Genomic DNA, 16,540 nt, shown 5'->3' with positions numbered 1-16,540 from the left:
TCCATGGTCAATAAGACACAAGCAAGGCAGAACCGTCCTCGCCAAACTTCGGCTCGATACCCAAGAGTGGCGCCGAACGGCTGATGATGTCGCGGACCATCGGGGCCGCCGTGTTGCCGGCCAGCGCCGCGCCATTGCCCTTGTCGGTCTTCGGCTCGTCGATGAAGGTCAGGACCACGTAACGCGGATTGTCGATCGGGAAGCCGGCGAGGAAGGCGTTGAAGTTGGCGGAGCTCGAATACCGTCCGTTGACGACCTTGTCGGCCGTCCCGGTCTTGCCGCCGACATTGTAGCCCGGCACACGCGCATTCCGGCCGGAGCCGTTGACGCCATTCCAGCGGAACAGGTAGCGCATGTCGTCGCTGGTCGATTTCTTGATGACCCTCGTCGAAGCGGCCTCCGCCTGCTCCGCCGTGCGCGGCAGGAAGGTCGGCTCGATCAGGTTGCCGCCATTTATAAGCGCGGCACCGGCCACCGCCGTCTGCAAGGGTGTCGTGGAGACACCGTGACCGAAGGAAATGGTGATCGAGTTGATCTTTTTCCACTCGCGCGGCTGGCTCGGCATTTTCACTTCGGGCAGTTCGGTCTGCATTCTGGTGAGCAGGCCTATCCGGGTCAGGAATTCCTTGTGCCCGGCGATGCCGACGACGTCGGCCATCTTGGCCGTGCCGATATTGGAAGAATACTGAAAGATTTCCGGAACGGTCAGAACCCTGTTCTTTCCGTGGAAATCCTTGATGGTGAAGCCGCCAATGCGGATCGGAAAACGCGCGTCGAAACTGTCGGTGAGCTTCACCTTGCCTGAATCGATCGCCATTGCGGTTGTGAATGACTTGAACGTGGAGCCCATCTCGAACGTGCCGTTCGACATGCGGTTCATCCAGCCTTCCTTGGCGCCATCGGCCGGCTTGTTCGGGTCGTAGTCCGGATAGGAGACCATGGCGAGGACTTCGCCGGTCTTGACATCCATCACCACGCCACCGGCGGCCAGCGACTTGAACTTGCCCATGGCATCGACCACGACATCGCGCATGATGTTCTGGACGCGCAGGTCGATCGACAGCTTGACGGGCTCGAGCTTGGCATTGCTGGTCATGCCGATGGCGGCGAGATCGGCCAACCCCTGGCTGTCGATATAGCGCTCCATACCGGCAATGCCGCGGTTGTCGACATTGACATGGCCGACGATATGCGAGGCGGTCGCGCCGCCGGGATAGAAGCGGCGCTTTTCCGGACGGAAGCCGATGCCGGGAATACCGAGCGCGAGAATTTCGCTCTGCTGCTTCGGGGTCAGCTGGCGGCGCAGCCACTGGAACCGCGATTGCGATTTCAGCTTGTTATAGATGTCGGCGACATTGAGATTGGGCAGGACGGTCGCGAGTTGCTCGACGGCGTCATCCGCATCGACGATCTTGTGCGGCTCGGCATAGAGCGAGACCGTGCGGATGTCGGTTGCCAGGATTTCGCCGTTGCGGTCAAGAATATCCGGGCGCGAGGCCATCAGATTATCGCCGCGGCCAATGCTGGAAACGGTTTCCGGCTGCGCCAGGCCATATTGCACGAGACGCCCGCCGATCACGCAGTAGACGGCGGTGAAGCTGGCGATGACGATCGCGACGCGGCTTCTCGCCTGATTGTTGTTGCGCTTGCGCGTGCCCTCAAAGGGGCGCGCCATGTCGCCGGGATGATTGTTGCCGCCGGCGGAGAAATGCGCCTTGCTCTTGACGATCATGATACGAGACAGAAAAGACATCAGCGCGCCACCGAACCCGTTTCCACATCATCGGTATCGTCGGCCTTGACCACCGGCTTCTTCGACTTGCCCTTTCCCATGCCCATGGCCTCCAGCACATCCGCCGGCGGCGGAAGCTCGGACCGCAGCATCGGCAATTCCTGCGGCTGGGCGATCTGGGTCGAGGCGGTCGGGGCGAGTTGCAGGTCCTGCTGATAGAGCCCGACCAGTTTCTCCAGACGGTTCGGCTGCGTCAGCAGCGCCCAGTCGGCGCGCAGGAGGTCGATCGTGTCTTCCTCGAGCTTGATCCCGGCTTCCAGCTTGCGGACTTCTTCCAGCTTGTTCTCGGCCTGGTGCTTGATCGTATAGGTGACCGTCGCGGCGGCGGTCATGACGACGATCAGGACGATGTCCAAAGTACGCAACATGTCTCAGCTCCCCATCTTTCCAAGGCTCGCAAGGTTGGGCAAATCGAATATGGACAGATCATCTGCCTCGGGCGGGGCATTGGTCCGGCTACCCACCCGCATTTTGGCGGATCGGGCACGCGGATTGCGGGACGCTTCATCTTCACTGGCCGCCACCATGGACTTCCCAACTGGTGCGAAAGTTGCCGCGCGTTCATGCGCCAGCGGAAGATGACGGGAACCGGATGCCTTGCCGGCGCGATCCTGAAAGAATTTCTTGACGATCCGGTCTTCCAGCGAATGGAAGGTGACGACAGTCAGACGGCCGCCGGGCTTCAACACCTGCTCGGCTGCAAACAAAGCGCGCGCAAGCTCGCCGAGCTCATCATTTACGAAGATCCGAAGCGCCTGGAAGACGCGGGTGGCGGGATGAATCTTGTCCTTGGCCTTGCGCGGCGTGACGACTTCGATCAGACCGGCCAGGTCACGCGTGGTGACGAAGGGCTCCTCGAGGCGGCGCTTTTCGATGGCGCGGGCGATACGGCCGGACTGCGGCTCCTCGCCGAGGAAACCGAAGATTCGCGTGAGATCCGAAACCTTGGCACGGTTGACGACATCAGCCGCCGAAACACCATCGGACGACATGCGCATGTCGAGCGGCCCCTTGCGCTGAAAGGAAAAGCCGCGATCCGCCTCGTCGATCTGCATCGAGGAGACGCCGATATCGAGCACGACACCGTCCAGGCCGTCCTCGGGAGCATGCTGGGCCAGATCGGAAAAACGGGAATGCACCAGCCTGAGATGGCCGTCGCTTACCTCGACCAGAGACTGACCACCGACAATGGCCGCCGGATCCCGATCAAGCGCGATGACATCGGCGCCGGCCGCCAGGATCGCCGACGTATAACCGCCAGCTCCGAACGTACCATCGAGGATGACCTTGCCGGGCTGAAGGTCGAGGCTCGCCAAAACCTCGGGGAGAAGAACCGGAATGTGGCGGACCGGTCCGCCATCGGCATCAGTAGAACCTCCGCCTTGATCCGCCATCATTCCGTTTCTCCACTCTAGTCCGAACGCAGACCTCGCAACCTGCGCTCTTCCCGTGCCGCCGCCTGAGTCTCGATAAACACCTGCGGCGCCCACAACTGAAAATGATCCGCCCGCCCCACGAAAGTGACCTCCGTGGTAATCCCGGTGAAATCGCGGATGAAATCCGTGACCATCAGCCGGCCTTCCTGATCGAGCTTCATGAAGACCCCGCCCCCATGAACAAGGAGCGACATCTGATTGGCTTGCGGCGAAAAGGGGTCCTCGCCGCTGATTTGCCTTTCGAAACGATCCAGAAGGTCCGGACCGCCGGCGCTGATAGCCGGAAAAACAAAATCCTGAAAGCAATAAAGCTCCCGAATATCGAGCGCAGACAGAACCGAGCGAAACATCGAAGGAACAGAAACCCGCCCCTTCGCATCGATCCGGTTTGTCGCATGCGATAAGAAGCGGTTCATGACGCAATACAGCCGTTTCTGGTAGACATACCAACCCCAACAGCCCGCAAGCACCCTCAAAACAATACACAGCACTCCAACGACGAACGACATGTCCGCGCGAAAACCCCTGGCAGGGCGATCCCGAAGCTTGCGGTGAATGGGCCTTAATCAGCCCTTGTACAGTGCATGATTGGGATAGCATGGGACCATATGGGCGTCAATGGGATTTGCTCTATTTCGGCATGCGTGTCGAGCAAATATTGATAGTCTGTTAAGTTTAACAAATGGTTACGATTGGACTGTCAACACCTTGGATTTACATCCGAATCCCGGCACCCAAAAATGACTAATTTAAATTTAGTAAAATCTAAAAAAAGCAGTCATTCAAGCGGATACGCGATTTGCGAAAACGCCTGACCATTGATGAAAAAAAGAGGAAATGTGCCAGTTGGCCTGTAAGCCGGGTTCTGTATGGCACCGGCCCGAAAGCCGGAACGTGGCAGCCATTCATCTGGGACAACGCTTGCGCGTTGCCTCCTGCAACCCACCCGGATGACTGGCCCGGAAAAGGCCGGTGCGCTTGCGCGAACCGCGTCATCCCTATTCGGTCTTGCTCCCGGTGGGGTTTGCCTTGCCGCCCATGTTGCCATGCGCGCGGTGGGCTCTTACCCCACCCTTTCACCCTTACCTGCGCGGACGCAGGCGGTATTCTCTCTGTGGCACTTTCCCTGGGGTCGCCCCCGCCGGACGTTATCCGGCACCGTTTTTCCGTGGAGCCCGGACTTTCCTCCCCCCGCAACCTTTCGGTCCTAGCGGAGCGCGGCTGCCCGGCCAACTGGCAGGCGGTGCATAGCCGAGCCTCCGGCCAATTGCCAGCACCAAAAGCAAAAAGGTTCAGGGATATGATCCGTTACCGGTAGCAGACCGCGAAATCCATATCGGCAACCCGGATATCATGGCGCCGCGCGGCTGGCCGTCGCAACGGAGAAATGCCGGACCAGGCCGGCATCGTCCGTCTCAGTTGAGGATGGACTGCACCTTGCCGCAATAGCGGCGCGACACCGGGTTCATCCTCTTGGCGCCATGACCGGCATTGTAGCGCAGGATCGTTCCACAGGTAGATCCGCCGGACAGTTCGTGTGCCGCGGCCAGATATTTCATGCCGAACTTGATATTGGTTTCGGGATCGAACAGGCCGCGCTTGCCGCCGGAATAGCCCATCATCCGGGCTGTGGCGGGCTTGATCTGCATCAGGCCGACCTCACCGGCGCTGCCGCGCGCCTTCGGATTGAAATTGCTTTCTACCTTGATGACCGCATGGGCGAGATCGACCGGCACGCCGTACTGCTTGGCATAGGTCTGGATCAGTCCCGCATAGACCGAATGCTTGAAGGAAACATCCGGAACCGGATAACCCGTCGTTCTGGTCGCGGACGGAATGGCCGATGTGATGGTCTTGTCCTTGCCCCCGGCATAGGAAGTTTCAACCCCGGAAAACAGCATGCAGAAGCATGCCGCGGCCGCAGCAAGTTTCGATAGTCTCATATGAATTGAAGTCTCCGATTCCGGGCCGATGACGTTGAGGACGCACCCCGTCCTGCCGTCTAACGTCCCGATTCTCATCATCAACAGGAGAAGGCCGAAGCCGTGCAAATCACCTGCGGTTTGGTATGGCCGCAAAAGACCCACGCATCATGGTGATGATGTGGCAACGCGCAAAATTAGTGAGACATCTCGAAAACGGGGTCGCCGGAAACATGTTTCCGGCGGTCGTTCAAAGGCTGAAATCCGGCAGCGCGGACAGAAGCCGGTGCAGCGTATCGAGCGTTGAAATATCGGCGATCCCGTCGACCTGGGCGGGGCGGAAATGCCGCTGGAACGCGGCCACAGCACCTTCCGTCTTCTCGCAAAAAACGCCTGTGACTTCAATTCCGTAGCCGTAGAGCGACAGCATGGTCTGTACCGCCTCGACGGGCTGGCCCTGATCGCCACGCTGGAAAAACCGGCCGCCGCCGATCGGGGCCGGTGCAACCCAGTGCCCTACCCCGCCGGCATGGAGCGTCGCCCAAGGGAATTTTTCGCCCGGATCCACCTTGCGAATAGGCGCGACATCGCTGTGCGCAAGCACCCGCTCAGGGGCGATCGACCACCGTTCGCCACAGTTTCGACACAGTTCAACGACCGCAGCGATTTGTGCCGGCGGGAAATCCGGCAGCCCGCCGGGATGGCCGGCATTGGCGATTTCGATGCCGATCGACCGGGAATTGATGTCGGCCTCGCCCTTCCAGTTGCTCTTGCCCGCGTGCCAGGCGCGGCGATCCTCGGCCACCAACTGATCGACGCGACCGTCCTCGTGGACGAAGTAATGGCTGGAAACCTGGCTCTCCTCACGACACAGCCAATCGAGCGCGGCCGCCGCCGTCTCCATGCCGGTGTAATGAAGAATGATCATGTCCGGTGCCTGGACGCCGATCCGCTCTCCCTGATTGGGCGACGGCACGACACGCGCGGCGGGGTAGTCGCAGGCGAAGTCCATCATGCGGCGCGGCGTTCTTTCTCGATGGCCTCATAGGCGGCATTCAGCGCGGCCATGCGGTCATTGGCAAGCGCGTGAAGTTCTTCCGGAACTCCGCGGGCAACCAGCATGTCGGGATGGTTTTCCGAGACCAGCACACGGTAGCGCTTGCGGATGAGCGAAAAATCGTCCTTCGGCGAAACGCCAAGAATCTTGTAGGGGTCGCTGCCGGCATGGACGTGCCGGGCCATGATTTCCTGGAAACGCTCTTCCTTGATCTGGAAAATTTCCGCGACGCGCATCAGGAAGGACAGTTCCTTTTCGTGCACGGCGCCATCGGACTTGGCAATATGGAACAGACCGTCGATGATGTCTTCCAGCACGGGGCAGTTCTGCTCGCAGGAAACGCAAAGCGACGCCAGGCGTTCGGCATAGGCTTCATAACCGGCAACATCCTGGCGGGCCAGATTGTACAGCCGCGCGACGTTCTGCGCCTGGTCGTCGGGAAACTTGAAGATATCGCGGAAAGCGGAGACCTCGGTTTCGGTGACGATGCCGTCGGCTTTTGCCATCTTGGCCGACAGGGCGATCATGGCAACGGAAAACGCCACCTTGCGGCGGGTTTCAGGATCCCCCTCGAACAGTGTCCGGATCGCCTCGACCACGCCGGCGAGCGCGTTGCCCGTCGCGTTGACGATGCTGAGGATGCTGTCCCAAAGCGATATGGCTACGTGCTTTCCCATGGTCTCTTCGTAAAAAAATTGAGGCGAGCCGCAAGGGCCGCATGCCCGGGCGGATAGACCAGTCTGGCCGAAGGCCGCATCGTCTTGTGAAAATGCAACCTGCTGGTCTCCAGCATGACCAGAATTCAGGACCTATTGCAAGGCAGCAATCCGAAACTTGAGGGTCAAATGACGAATTTGTGATGGCACCTCATTATCTGCGCATTCATGCCAGTGATCGTCCAATAAGGCAAATGAATTTGACGGGAAACGGTTCCGGATGCGACCGCAACTTATCTGTCCTTAACATCCGCCTCCGGAGCCCCCATGCGCATTTCCACACATCCGCAGGCCATGGGCATGGTGCTCGGACTGATCGGCGTCACCATCTTCGGTGCGACGCTGCCGATGACGCATATCGCGCTTGGCGGCTTCTCCCCCTTCTTCATCACCTTCGGTCGCGCCGTCATTGCTTCGGTGGCTGCCGGGCTGACACTCATCCTGTTGCGCAAGCGCTGGCCAAAGGGACAGGGCGGCATGCTGCTCGGCGCCGGCATCTGCGTGGTCTATGGCTTTCCGATCTTTTCCGCCACGGCGATGCAGACCATTCCCGCAAGCCATGGCGGTGTCATCCTCGGCATCCTGCCACTCCTGACCTCGATCTTCGCCGCCATCGTCGATGGCGAACGACCGGGGCCGGCCTTCTGGGCATACGGCCTGGCGGGCGCGGCGCTCGTCGCCCTCTTCTCCATCCGCGACAGCGGCTTCCAGCTACAGGCAGGCGATCTCTGGCTGTTCCTCGCCGCCGTCACGGCCTCGCTCGGCTATGTCCTGTCGGCCAAGGTGTCGCGCACCCTTCCCGGCTGGGAGGTGATTTCCTGGTCATTGGTCATCACCTCGCCGATATCGGTAATCGCAACCCTTCTGGTGATGGATAGCGGCGTCCATGCCCCGACCCACGGCGAACTGGGCGCGCTTGCCTATCTTGGCCTGATGTCGATGTTCGGCGGTTTCGTCTTCTGGAATGCAGGCCTTGCGCTTGGCGGGATCGCCCGCGTCGCGCAGGTGCAGTTGCTGCAATCCTTCGTCACGCTCGCCGTCTCCGCCATGCTCGTCGGCGAAGCGATCAGCCCCGCGACGATCGGCTTCGCGGTGGCCGTCGCCCTCATCGTCTGGTTAGGCAGGAAGGCGCGCATCGCCTGACGCATACTCCTCTGTATGTCATTTAACTTCCATGGGTTTTGCGATAGACAACGCCGAACGATCCCACCGATACCCCCGAGGAGGAACCATGGCCAAACAGAAAGTTGCAATGCTGACCGCAGGCGGGCTTGCGCCCTGCCTGTCTTCCGCTGTCGGCGGCCTGATCGAGCGCTATACGGATATCGCTCCTGACATCGAACTGGTCGCCTATCGCTCCGGCTATCAGGGCCTGCTGCTCGCCGACCGAATCGAAATCACCCGCGACATGCGCGAAAAGGCGCATGTCCTGCATCGCCACGGCGGCTCGCCGATCGGCAACAGCCGCGTCAAGCTCACCAACACCGCCGACTGCGTGAAGCGTGGCCTCGTCAAGGAAGGCCAGAACCCGTTGCGGGTCGCCGCCGAACGGCTGGCGGCCGATGGCATCACCATCCTGCACACGATCGGTGGCGACGACACCAACACGACCGCGGCCGATCTCGCCGCCTATCTGGGCGCCAATGGCTACGACCTCACCGTGGTCGGCCTGCCGAAGACGGTCGATAACGATGTCGTGCCGATCCGCCAGTCGCTTGGCGCATGGACGGCCGCCGAATATGGCGCAAAATTCTTCGACAATGTCAGCAACGAGCAGAGCGCCGCACCGCGCACGCTGATCGTGCATGAAGTCATGGGCCGTCATTGCGGCTGGCTGACTGCCGCCACCGCCCGTGCCTATATCCAGCATGTCGACGACCGGGAATTCGTCGATGGCTTCATGATGAACCGCCAGATGAAGAATATCGATGGCCTCTACCTGCCAGAGACCGCGTTCGATCTAGAAGCGGAAGCAGCCCGCTTGCGCGAGACGATGGACAACAACGGCTTCGTCACCCTGTTCATCTCGGAAGGCGCCTGCCTCGACGCCGTCGTCGCCGAACGCGAAGCAGCCGGCGAAGCCGTCAAGCGCGATGCCTTCGGCCATGTGAAGATCGACACGATCAATGTCGGCGGCTGGTTCTCCAGGCAGTTCGCCGCCCTTCTCGGCGCCGAACGCTCGTTGGTGCAGAAGTCCGGCTACTATGCGCGCTCGGCTCCCGCCAATGTCGATGACCTGCGGTTGATCCAGGGCATGGTCGATCTCGCAGTCGAAAGCGCGCTCAACAAGATCTCCGGCGTGACCGGCCATGACGAAGACCAGAACGGCAAACTCCGCACGATCGAATTCCCGCGCATCAAGGGCGGCAAGCGCTTCGACACCTCGGTCAAGTGGTTCGGCGATGTGATGGACGTCATCGGTCAGAAGTGGAAGAACGCCCACTGATTCCTCCGGGAACCCCTGAATTCCCTTCGGGGAATCATACTTGACGGCTCCGTTTGCGCATGGCTTCCTCGATCGGACCACGTTCAAACGGAGCCCTTTTCATGTCGATCGAACACTGGCTGGCTTTCGCCGCCGCATCCGCGATCATGCTGGCGATCCCCGGCCCAACCATCCTGCTCGTCATCTCGTATGCGCTCGGCCATGGCCGCAAGACGGCTGGCGCCACGGTCGCTGGCGTGGCGCTCGGCGATTTCACCGCCATGACGGCCTCCATGCTTGGCCTCGGCGCCCTGCTCGCCACCTCGGCTGCGATCTTCACCGTCCTGAAATGGGTCGGCGCCGCCTATCTGATCTGGCTCGGCATCAAGTTGTGGCGCGCACCCATCGCGCGGGAATCAGCCGACGGCACCATGGCCGCTCCGGTCGAACGGCCCCTGCGAATCTTCCTGCACACCTATATCGTCACGGCGCTGAACCCGAAGAGCATCGTTTTCTTCGTGGCCTTCCTGCCGCAGTTCCTCGATCTCAGCCGCCCGCTGTTCAACCAGATGCTGATTTTCGAGACGACATTCCTCGTGCTTGCCACCATCAATGCAACGACCTACGCGCTCATGGCGTCAGCCGCGCGAAAAACCATCCGCAAGCCGAAAGTGCAGGCGATCGTCAACCGCACAGGCGGCACTCTGCTGATCGGCGCAGGACTTCTGACCGCCGGCTTGAGGCGGGCGACGGCCTGAAACGCCGCGGCGGCTTGCGATCGTTTTCCCTATAGGTTAATGAGGTTTCGCGCATGGCGGTTTTTGACCGCTGATTTGCAGGTATTGATTTGCCTGCCAGCATGAAAGCGACAGCATGGCAAAAACCCCTTTTTCCGTTAACAAACCGGCCGTTACGGCCTGCGCCTTGATCTCGGCGACACTGCTTGGCGGTTGTTCGAGCGTCGAGCGGACGCCGATGGAACAGTTGATGGCGGTGCAGACGGTAACTCCGCTGCCGAAGCCTGGAACGGAAATGACGGCTTACGCCCTGCCGACACCCGATGGCGCGGCCACCGCGACAGCGGCAGCCCTTGCCGCCGAAACGGCGATGATGAAACCCGGCGAAACGGCGACGACCGAGGTCGCGACCGCGATGGTCGTAAATCCGGCGGTAGTGACGCCATCGGCCGCCAACGCGCTCGTCACGCAGCAGCAGGCATCGGCAAGCGTCCAGGCTGCGACGGCCGTCGTGATGCCGGAAACCGCAAACGCGCTGGTGCCGGCGACGACCGAAACCTCCGCGCAGATTCCGCAGGGCATGGTGATGATGGCCGCGATGGAATCGGATTTCGACACCGGCGAACCGGTCGGTCTTGAAACGCTCGTCGCCAAGCGCATGATCGTGCCGATGCCGAAACCCTCGATCGGCCAGAGCGCTATCGCAATGGCGAAGTCCATTCCGGACACTTTGGGAATCACCCAGAAGCCGACAAGCTCCCGCCCGGAACTCGATCGCCTGATCGCCTATTACGCCAAGCTCAACAATATTCCGGAAGAACTGGTTCACCGCGTCGTCAAGCGCGAGAGCACCTACAATCCCCGCGCCTATCACGCCGGCAACTACGGCCTGATGCAGATCCGCTACAACACCGCCAAGGGTCTTGGCTATGAAGGTCCGGCTGAAGGCCTCTTCGATGCCGAAACCAACCTGAAATATGCGACGAAGTACCTGGCCGGCGCCTGGATGGTGGCCGACAACCAGAATGACGGCGCGGTCAAACTCTATGCCAGCGGCTACTATTACCACGCCAAGCGCAAGGGCCTGCTCGATACGCTTGGTATGCGATAAGCCCGGCGAATTCGCGATAGAGATTTACCTTCTGGAGGCGGTCACTTGACCGCCTCTATTATTTTGGCCTCCAGCATGCGCACGTCATAGCCGCTGCGGGACGGGGTCAGCCCGAGGCGGACGACCGCGAGCCCGAGAGACGGCACCAGCATCACCGTCTGGCCGTCATGCCCTTGCATCCAATAGGCATCCGGCGGCAAGGCCGGGCCGCCGTCGCTCCCATATTTCGTCCAGACCTGCCCCGCCCCGTAGCGTCCTTCGGATGCCTTGGTCGGCGTGCGCATGAAATCGACGAAACCCTCCGGCAGCAATTGCTCCCCGTTCCAGTTGCCGTTCTGCAGCAGGAACAAGCCGAACCGGCCCCAGTCGCGCGCTGTTGCATACATGTAGGAAGAACCGACGAAGGTTCCGTGTGCATCCGGCTCCAGCACCGCGCTCGTCATCCCGAGCGGCCGGAAGAGTGCCGCGCGTGGAAAGGTCAGGGCTTCGCGGACGCTGCCGAACGTATCCATCCAGAGCCGTGACAGGATCGTCGTGGTGCCGCTCGAATAGTTGAAGCGCTCGCCCGGTTTTGCCTCAAGCGACTTGTCCGCGGCGAAATCGGCCATGTCGCCTTCGAGGTAAAGCATGCGGGTGACGTCGGTCACGTCACCATAGTCCTCGTTGAATTGCAGCCCGCTCTGCATCGCCATCAGGTCGGCGAGCGTGATCTGGTGGCGCGGATCATTGCGCCATTGCGGCAAGAGCTCGGTCCGGTCGAGCGCCATCTCTCCGTCGCGAACACGGATGCCGATCAGCGCCGCCGTCACCGACTTGGTCATCGACCATCCCAGAAGTGGCGTTGTGCTGCTGAAACCGTCGGCATAGGTCTCGGCCAGGATACGGCCGTTCTTGATCACGAGAATGGCGCGCATACCAGGACCTGCCAGTTGCTTGTCCATCACCAGCGTCTGCACCGCCGGATTGATCGCCGTACCGCTGCCATCCGGCCAGGGCTTGGAATCATCCACCTGTTGCGCACGACGGCGGAGTTGCCGGTTACCCGGAAATGCGGCGAACTCCCCCTGTGTGACATTGGTGCAGCCGAGCCCTTCGCGGTAGATGGCATGCCCAGGCGCGGCAAAGCCGAACATGCGCGCCGTCACGGTCTTGCGGGTCTCGTCCACGGAAATGCGCACAAGGCGCAGCAGCGGATGGCCCGGCGCCTGAACATCGTCCGCCAGCACGACCTGCGGGTCGCGGCCGGCAACAAAGACATTGGAGCAGACGATCTTGGCAGCGTAACCATCGCCGACGCGCAACAGTTCCGGCGGCATTACGACAAGCCAGGCCGCGACAGCCGCAATGGCGATCGAGACCGAGCCTGCAAGCCATAACCATTTTCTGCGCATACGCCTCGTCCCTGCTTCGCTCCTGCATAATTCCTTAAATCGTGATCGATTTAAGGATAAAATGATGCAGCGTCTTTCAAGTCTTACCAGCAACCTCCGCGCGTCATGTTGGACGCGCGGCGCTGTAAGGCCACAAAAACAGGATTCCACGCATTTAGAAAGGCTTTATGGCGATCACGGTGGTGCGAGAGATGTTTCTAACCTATTGATCGCGCCGCGAGCTTTGCCGGTTCGCGCTGCAGGATGGCGAAGGCGTCATGAGCGGAAACGGGCCGTGAAATCAGGAAACCCTGTGCCTCCGAAGCACCAAGCGCCCGAACAAATTCCATCTGCCCCTCGGTTTCGATGCCCTCGATCGTGGTCGACACCTGGAACGTGTTGCCAAGCTGCAGGATGATATCCACCAGTTCGGCGTCGCGCTGGTTACCGAGCATCGAACGCGTGAAGGAACGATCGACCTTCAACTGGTCAAGCGGAAAACGCCGGAGATTGTTGATCGAGGAAAAGCCGATACCGAAATCGTCGAGCGCGATTCGGACGCCATGGGCCCGCAGTTCCTGCAGGCTGTTGCTGACGATCTCGACATCGACATGGAAGATCGATTCCGTCACCTCGATCGTCAGGCGACCGGGGGCAAGGCCGGCTTCGGCAAGGCACGCCTTCACATGCGATACGAAGGCACGGTCCTTGAACTGGTCACCGGCGACGTTGACCGCGATCCCGGTCGGCGCCGGCCAGCGCGCGGCTTCGAGGCACGCGGTGCGCACGACCCAGTTGCCGATCGGCAGGATGAGCCCTGTCTTTTCGGCCGACGCGATGAAACGATCCGGCGGGATGATACCCTTTTCCGGATGGCGCCAGCGGATCAGTGCCTCGAACGAGCGGATCGCCCGGCTTTCGATGCCGACGATGGGTTGGTATTCGAGGAAGAATTCGCCGGCGGCGAGAGCGCGGGACAGGTCATATTCCATCTCCCCCTTCTCCGCGGCTTCCGCCGCCATGTCGGGCGCGTAGAGCATGTGACTGTTTCCGGCGATCTCCTTGGCCTTGTAGAGCGCGAGGTCCGCGCGCTTGAGCACCGCCGACATGGTTTCGTCGCCCGGCTCGACATAGGCGACGCCGATGCTGCCGCCGGTCCAGAACTGCGCACCGGAGAGATCGAAGGGTTCGGAGAACAGGCTTTTGATCGTGGCGCAGATATCCTCAATCTTGCCGTCCGACGGCGCTCCGGCGATGACGATGACGAATTCGTCGCCGCCCAGGCGGTAAACCTTCGCCGTGCCCGACACGGCCTGGATCAGCCGCTTGCTGAGCGCCACCAGCAACTCATCGCCGACATCATGCCCCATGGAATCGTTGACGAACTTGAACCGGTCGAGGTCGAGCAGGAGAAGCGCGGTGCGGTCTTGCGATCTCGGCTCCGCTGCCAGCCGTTCACGAAGGTCACGCTCCAGGGCAAAACGGTTGGCGATACCCGTCAGCTGGTCGGTATGAACCACGCGCTGCAAATCTTCCTCGGTTTTCCGGTGCTGCTGAAGCTGCGCGATCAGGCGGCTGCGCGAGCATGCCCATTGATAAAACAACACGCCGCAGACAATCGGCATCAGGCTCACGGCGATCGACGCCGAGCCATTGCCCCAGAAGCCATAATCACTCCCGGTCATTCGGTCATAAAAAATGCAGATGATCGGGAAAATCGACCCGATTGCCGCGCCCGCCGCAGCATGACGCTGCTCCGATTTCGGCAGAAAAGACTTTAACATCATGTCAGGCCCCGAAAAAGATGAGCTTGTCTAGCACATACAAACTTAATCAAATCTTATGGATGAGAACTTGTATATTCAGGCCGTCATCAAAGTGTAGCGGACTCGTCTTAGAAGCGCGGCATCGTCAACGGATGGCAGGCTGATATGACCGATCTCGCGCCAGATGCAGGCTTTGGCAAGAAGAACCAGAAGCTCAAGACCGCATTGATCCAGCACAGGGCCCTGAGCTTCGATGGCCTGTCGGAGCGGCTTTTCGGACTTCTTTTCACGGGGCTCGTCTACCCGCAAATCTGGGAAGACCCGGCCGTCGACATGGCGGCCATGCAGATCCGGCCGGAACACCATATCGTTACCATCGGCTCCGGCGGGTGCAACATGCTGGCCTATCTCTCCGCCGCCCCAGAGCGCATCGACGTCGTTGATCTCAATCCGCACCATGTGGCACTGAACCGGCTGAAGCTCGCGGCCTTTCGTCATCTACCTGGCCATCAGGACATCGTCCGTTTCCTGGCGCGCAACGACATTGCCAGTAACGTTCAGGCCTATGACCTCTTCATCGCGCCGAAGCTCGACGATGCAACACGGAAATACTGGAACAGCCGTGGCCTGAGCGGCCAGCGCCGCATCCGGGTGTTCGGCAAGAACATCTACCGCACCGGCCTTCTCGGCCGTTTCATCGGCCTTGGCCACCTGCTCGCCCGCCTGCATGGCGTGGATCCGAGCGAGCTTGCCAATGCCCGCTCGATGCGCGAACAGCGCCAGTTCTTCGATCAGCGCCTCGCGCCACTATTCGACCGTCCGGTCATCCGCTGGATCACCAGCCGCAAGAGCTCGCTGTTCGGTCTCGGCATTCCGCCGCAGCAATTCGACGAACTGGCGAGCCTGAGCGACGAGAAATCGCTCGCCGGCGTGTTGCGCCAGCGGCTGGAAAAGCTCTCCTGCCACTTCCCCCTGCGGGAAAACTACTTTGCCTGGCAGGCCTTTGCCCGTCGGTATCCCATGCCGCACGAGGGCGAGCTGCCGGTCTATCTGCAGGCCGGTCGTCACGAGACGATCCGCAACAATGCCGAGCGCGTGCATGTCCATCACGCGAGCTTCACTGAACTGCTGGTCGGGAAGGCCGCCGGCTCCGTCGATCGCTACGTCCTGCTTGATGCGCAGGACTGGATGAACGACAAACAGTTGAACGATCTGTGGACGGAAATCACCCGCACCGCGGCAGACGGTGCCATCGTCATCTTCCGCACGGCCGCCGAAGCCAGTGTTCTCGAAGGCCGCGTGTCGCAGACCCTGCTCGCCCAGTGGTCTTACGACGGCGAGCAGTCTCAGGTGCTGAACCTGAAGGATCGCTCGGCGATCTATGGCGGCTTCCATATCTACCGGAAGACGGCATGACCGCCATCGACAACGGACAGGACAGCCATGCACAGCGCATGGACCGGATGTACCGCACCCAGCGCCACTTCTACGACCTGACGCGCAAATACTATCTGTTCGGCCGAGACACGATGATTAACGGCCTGAACGTGCCGGCCGGCGGCAGCGTGCTCGAAGTCGGTTGCGGCACCGGCCGCAACCTGGCGATGATCGGCAGCCGCTTTCCGACGGCACAGCTCTTCGGACTCGACATCTCCGCCGAAATGCTGATGTCGGCCGAGGCGAAGCTGCACAAGGCTGGCTTCCACCGGACAGTCCTGCGGGTCGCCGATGCCACGGATTTTGCACCCTCGGAATTCGGTCAGACCGGTTTCGACCGGATCTTCATCTCCTATGCCCTATCGATGATCCCGGACTGGGAAAAGGCGATCGACGCGGCGATTGCGGCGCTCAATCCCGGCGGCTCCCTCCACATTGCCGATTTTGGCCAGCAGGAGCGCTTGCCTCGCCTGTTCCGGCGCGGCCTGCAGGCCTGGCTGACACGCTTTCACGTCACCCCGCGCAAGACGCTCGTCCCCGCCCTGAAAAACAAGGCGGCGCAGGCCGGCCACACGGTCGAATTCAAGCCGCTCGGCCGTGGTTATGCCTGGCTCTTCGTCTACCGCCGCCCCGCCTGAGCAACACCGCAAGCCCCGCGTAACGATCCCGCGCCATAATCATCCCGGTTTCCGCTCCCGACTGCCTCGGCGCGGTGGCCGGGTTTCGGCGATTGTGCTTGAAACTAACCCAATTTTTACGATGATATGGTGA

Annotated in this window: 15 protein-coding genes and 1 other RNA gene; 6 read left to right on the top strand and 10 right to left on the bottom strand. The window is 61.0% G+C overall.

Going from position 1 to position 16,540, the window contains the following annotated elements; translation table 11 throughout:
* Window positions 1–7: 7 nt before the first annotated feature.
* The 8 genes from VL202_RS11735 to VL202_RS11700 form a co-directional block, all read right to left on the bottom strand.
* Window positions 8–1,753: a penicillin-binding protein 2 gene (locus tag VL202_RS11735; protein WP_325464296.1), complete on the bottom strand. Its 1,746-nt coding sequence runs from the start codon at window positions 1,751–1,753 to the stop codon at window positions 8–10.
* Complete coding sequence (gene ftsL / locus VL202_RS11730; RefSeq protein ID WP_325464295.1) at window positions 1,753–2,160, bottom strand: cell division protein FtsL; 408 nt, start codon at window positions 2,158–2,160, stop codon at window positions 1,753–1,755. Before ftsL ends, VL202_RS11735 begins: the two co-directional genes overlap by 1 nt.
* A gap of 3 nt (window positions 2,161–2,163) precedes the next feature.
* A complete protein-coding gene (gene rsmH / locus VL202_RS11725; protein ID WP_325464294.1) occupies window positions 2,164–3,189 on the bottom strand; it encodes a 16S rRNA (cytosine(1402)-N(4))-methyltransferase RsmH in 1,026 nt (341 codons plus the stop codon).
* A 14-nt stretch (window positions 3,190–3,203) separates the two neighbouring features.
* Window positions 3,204–3,644 (bottom strand): division/cell wall cluster transcriptional repressor MraZ, encoded by a 441-nt coding sequence (gene mraZ, locus VL202_RS11720; RefSeq protein WP_325464330.1) that lies wholly within the window; start codon window positions 3,642–3,644, stop codon window positions 3,204–3,206.
* 422 nt (window positions 3,645–4,066) lie between these two features.
* An RNA gene (gene rnpB / locus VL202_RS11715) (RNase P RNA component class A) lies at window positions 4,067–4,465 on the bottom strand.
* Window positions 4,466–4,643: 178 nt separating this feature from the next.
* Window positions 4,644–5,171, bottom strand: coding sequence for a lytic transglycosylase domain-containing protein (locus VL202_RS11710; protein WP_325464293.1), 528 nt, complete (start codon window positions 5,169–5,171; stop codon window positions 4,644–4,646).
* 229 nt (window positions 5,172–5,400) lie between these two features.
* Entirely contained in the window at window positions 5,401–6,165 is a 765-nt protein-coding gene (locus VL202_RS11705; protein ID WP_325464292.1) for an N-acetylmuramoyl-L-alanine amidase, read from the bottom strand.
* On the bottom strand, window positions 6,162–6,884 hold the full coding sequence (locus VL202_RS11700; protein ID WP_414692841.1) for a TerB family tellurite resistance protein: 723 nt from the start codon (window positions 6,882–6,884) through the stop codon (window positions 6,162–6,164). Before VL202_RS11700 ends, VL202_RS11705 begins: the two co-directional genes overlap by 4 nt.
* Before the next feature lie 306 nt (window positions 6,885–7,190).
* On the opposite strand from VL202_RS11700, the gene VL202_RS11695 reads away from it, so the two are divergent.
* From VL202_RS11695 to VL202_RS11680, 4 genes are all read left to right on the top strand, one after another.
* The gene (locus tag VL202_RS11695; RefSeq protein WP_325464291.1) at window positions 7,191–8,066 is read left to right on the top strand and encodes a DMT family transporter; all 876 of its coding nucleotides are present in this window, start codon (window positions 7,191–7,193) and stop codon (window positions 8,064–8,066) included.
* Window positions 8,067–8,154: 88 nt separating this feature from the next.
* Complete coding sequence (locus tag VL202_RS11690; RefSeq protein WP_325464290.1) at window positions 8,155–9,369, top strand: pyrophosphate--fructose-6-phosphate 1-phosphotransferase; 1,215 nt, start codon at window positions 8,155–8,157, stop codon at window positions 9,367–9,369.
* A 101-nt stretch (window positions 9,370–9,470) separates the two neighbouring features.
* The gene (locus VL202_RS11685) at window positions 9,471–10,106 is read left to right on the top strand and encodes a LysE family translocator (protein WP_325464289.1); all 636 of its coding nucleotides are present in this window, start codon (window positions 9,471–9,473) and stop codon (window positions 10,104–10,106) included.
* Between the two features lie 115 nt (window positions 10,107–10,221).
* A complete protein-coding gene (locus tag VL202_RS11680; protein ID WP_325464288.1) occupies window positions 10,222–11,196 on the top strand; it encodes a lytic transglycosylase domain-containing protein in 975 nt (324 codons plus the stop codon).
* A gap of 41 nt (window positions 11,197–11,237) precedes the next feature.
* Here VL202_RS11680 and VL202_RS11675 read toward each other — a convergent pair whose 3' ends face one another.
* Window positions 11,238–12,587, bottom strand: a complete 1,350-nt coding sequence (locus VL202_RS11675) for a serine hydrolase (protein WP_325464287.1) — start codon at window positions 12,585–12,587, stop codon at window positions 11,238–11,240.
* 197 nt (window positions 12,588–12,784) lie between these two features.
* Window positions 12,785–14,251 (bottom strand): putative bifunctional diguanylate cyclase/phosphodiesterase, encoded by a 1,467-nt coding sequence (locus VL202_RS11670; protein ID WP_325464286.1) that lies wholly within the window; start codon window positions 14,249–14,251, stop codon window positions 12,785–12,787.
* A 246-nt stretch (window positions 14,252–14,497) separates the two neighbouring features.
* Here VL202_RS11670 and VL202_RS11665 point away from each other — a divergent pair, with 246 nt between their 5' ends.
* A complete protein-coding gene (locus tag VL202_RS11665) occupies window positions 14,498–15,748 on the top strand; it encodes a DUF3419 family protein (protein WP_325464285.1) in 1,251 nt (416 codons plus the stop codon).
* The gene (locus VL202_RS11660; RefSeq protein WP_325464284.1) at window positions 15,745–16,407 is read left to right on the top strand and encodes a class I SAM-dependent methyltransferase; all 663 of its coding nucleotides are present in this window, start codon (window positions 15,745–15,747) and stop codon (window positions 16,405–16,407) included. Before VL202_RS11665 ends, VL202_RS11660 begins: the two co-directional genes overlap by 4 nt.
* The last annotated feature ends 133 nt before the right edge of the window (window positions 16,408–16,540 follow it).

The sequence above is a fragment of the Pararhizobium sp. genome (assembly GCF_035497515.1).
GTDB lineage: Bacteria > Pseudomonadota > Alphaproteobacteria > Rhizobiales > Rhizobiaceae > Pararhizobium.
Note: the sequence above shows the minus strand (reverse complement) of the source record. Positions and strands in the feature narration are given on the sequence as shown.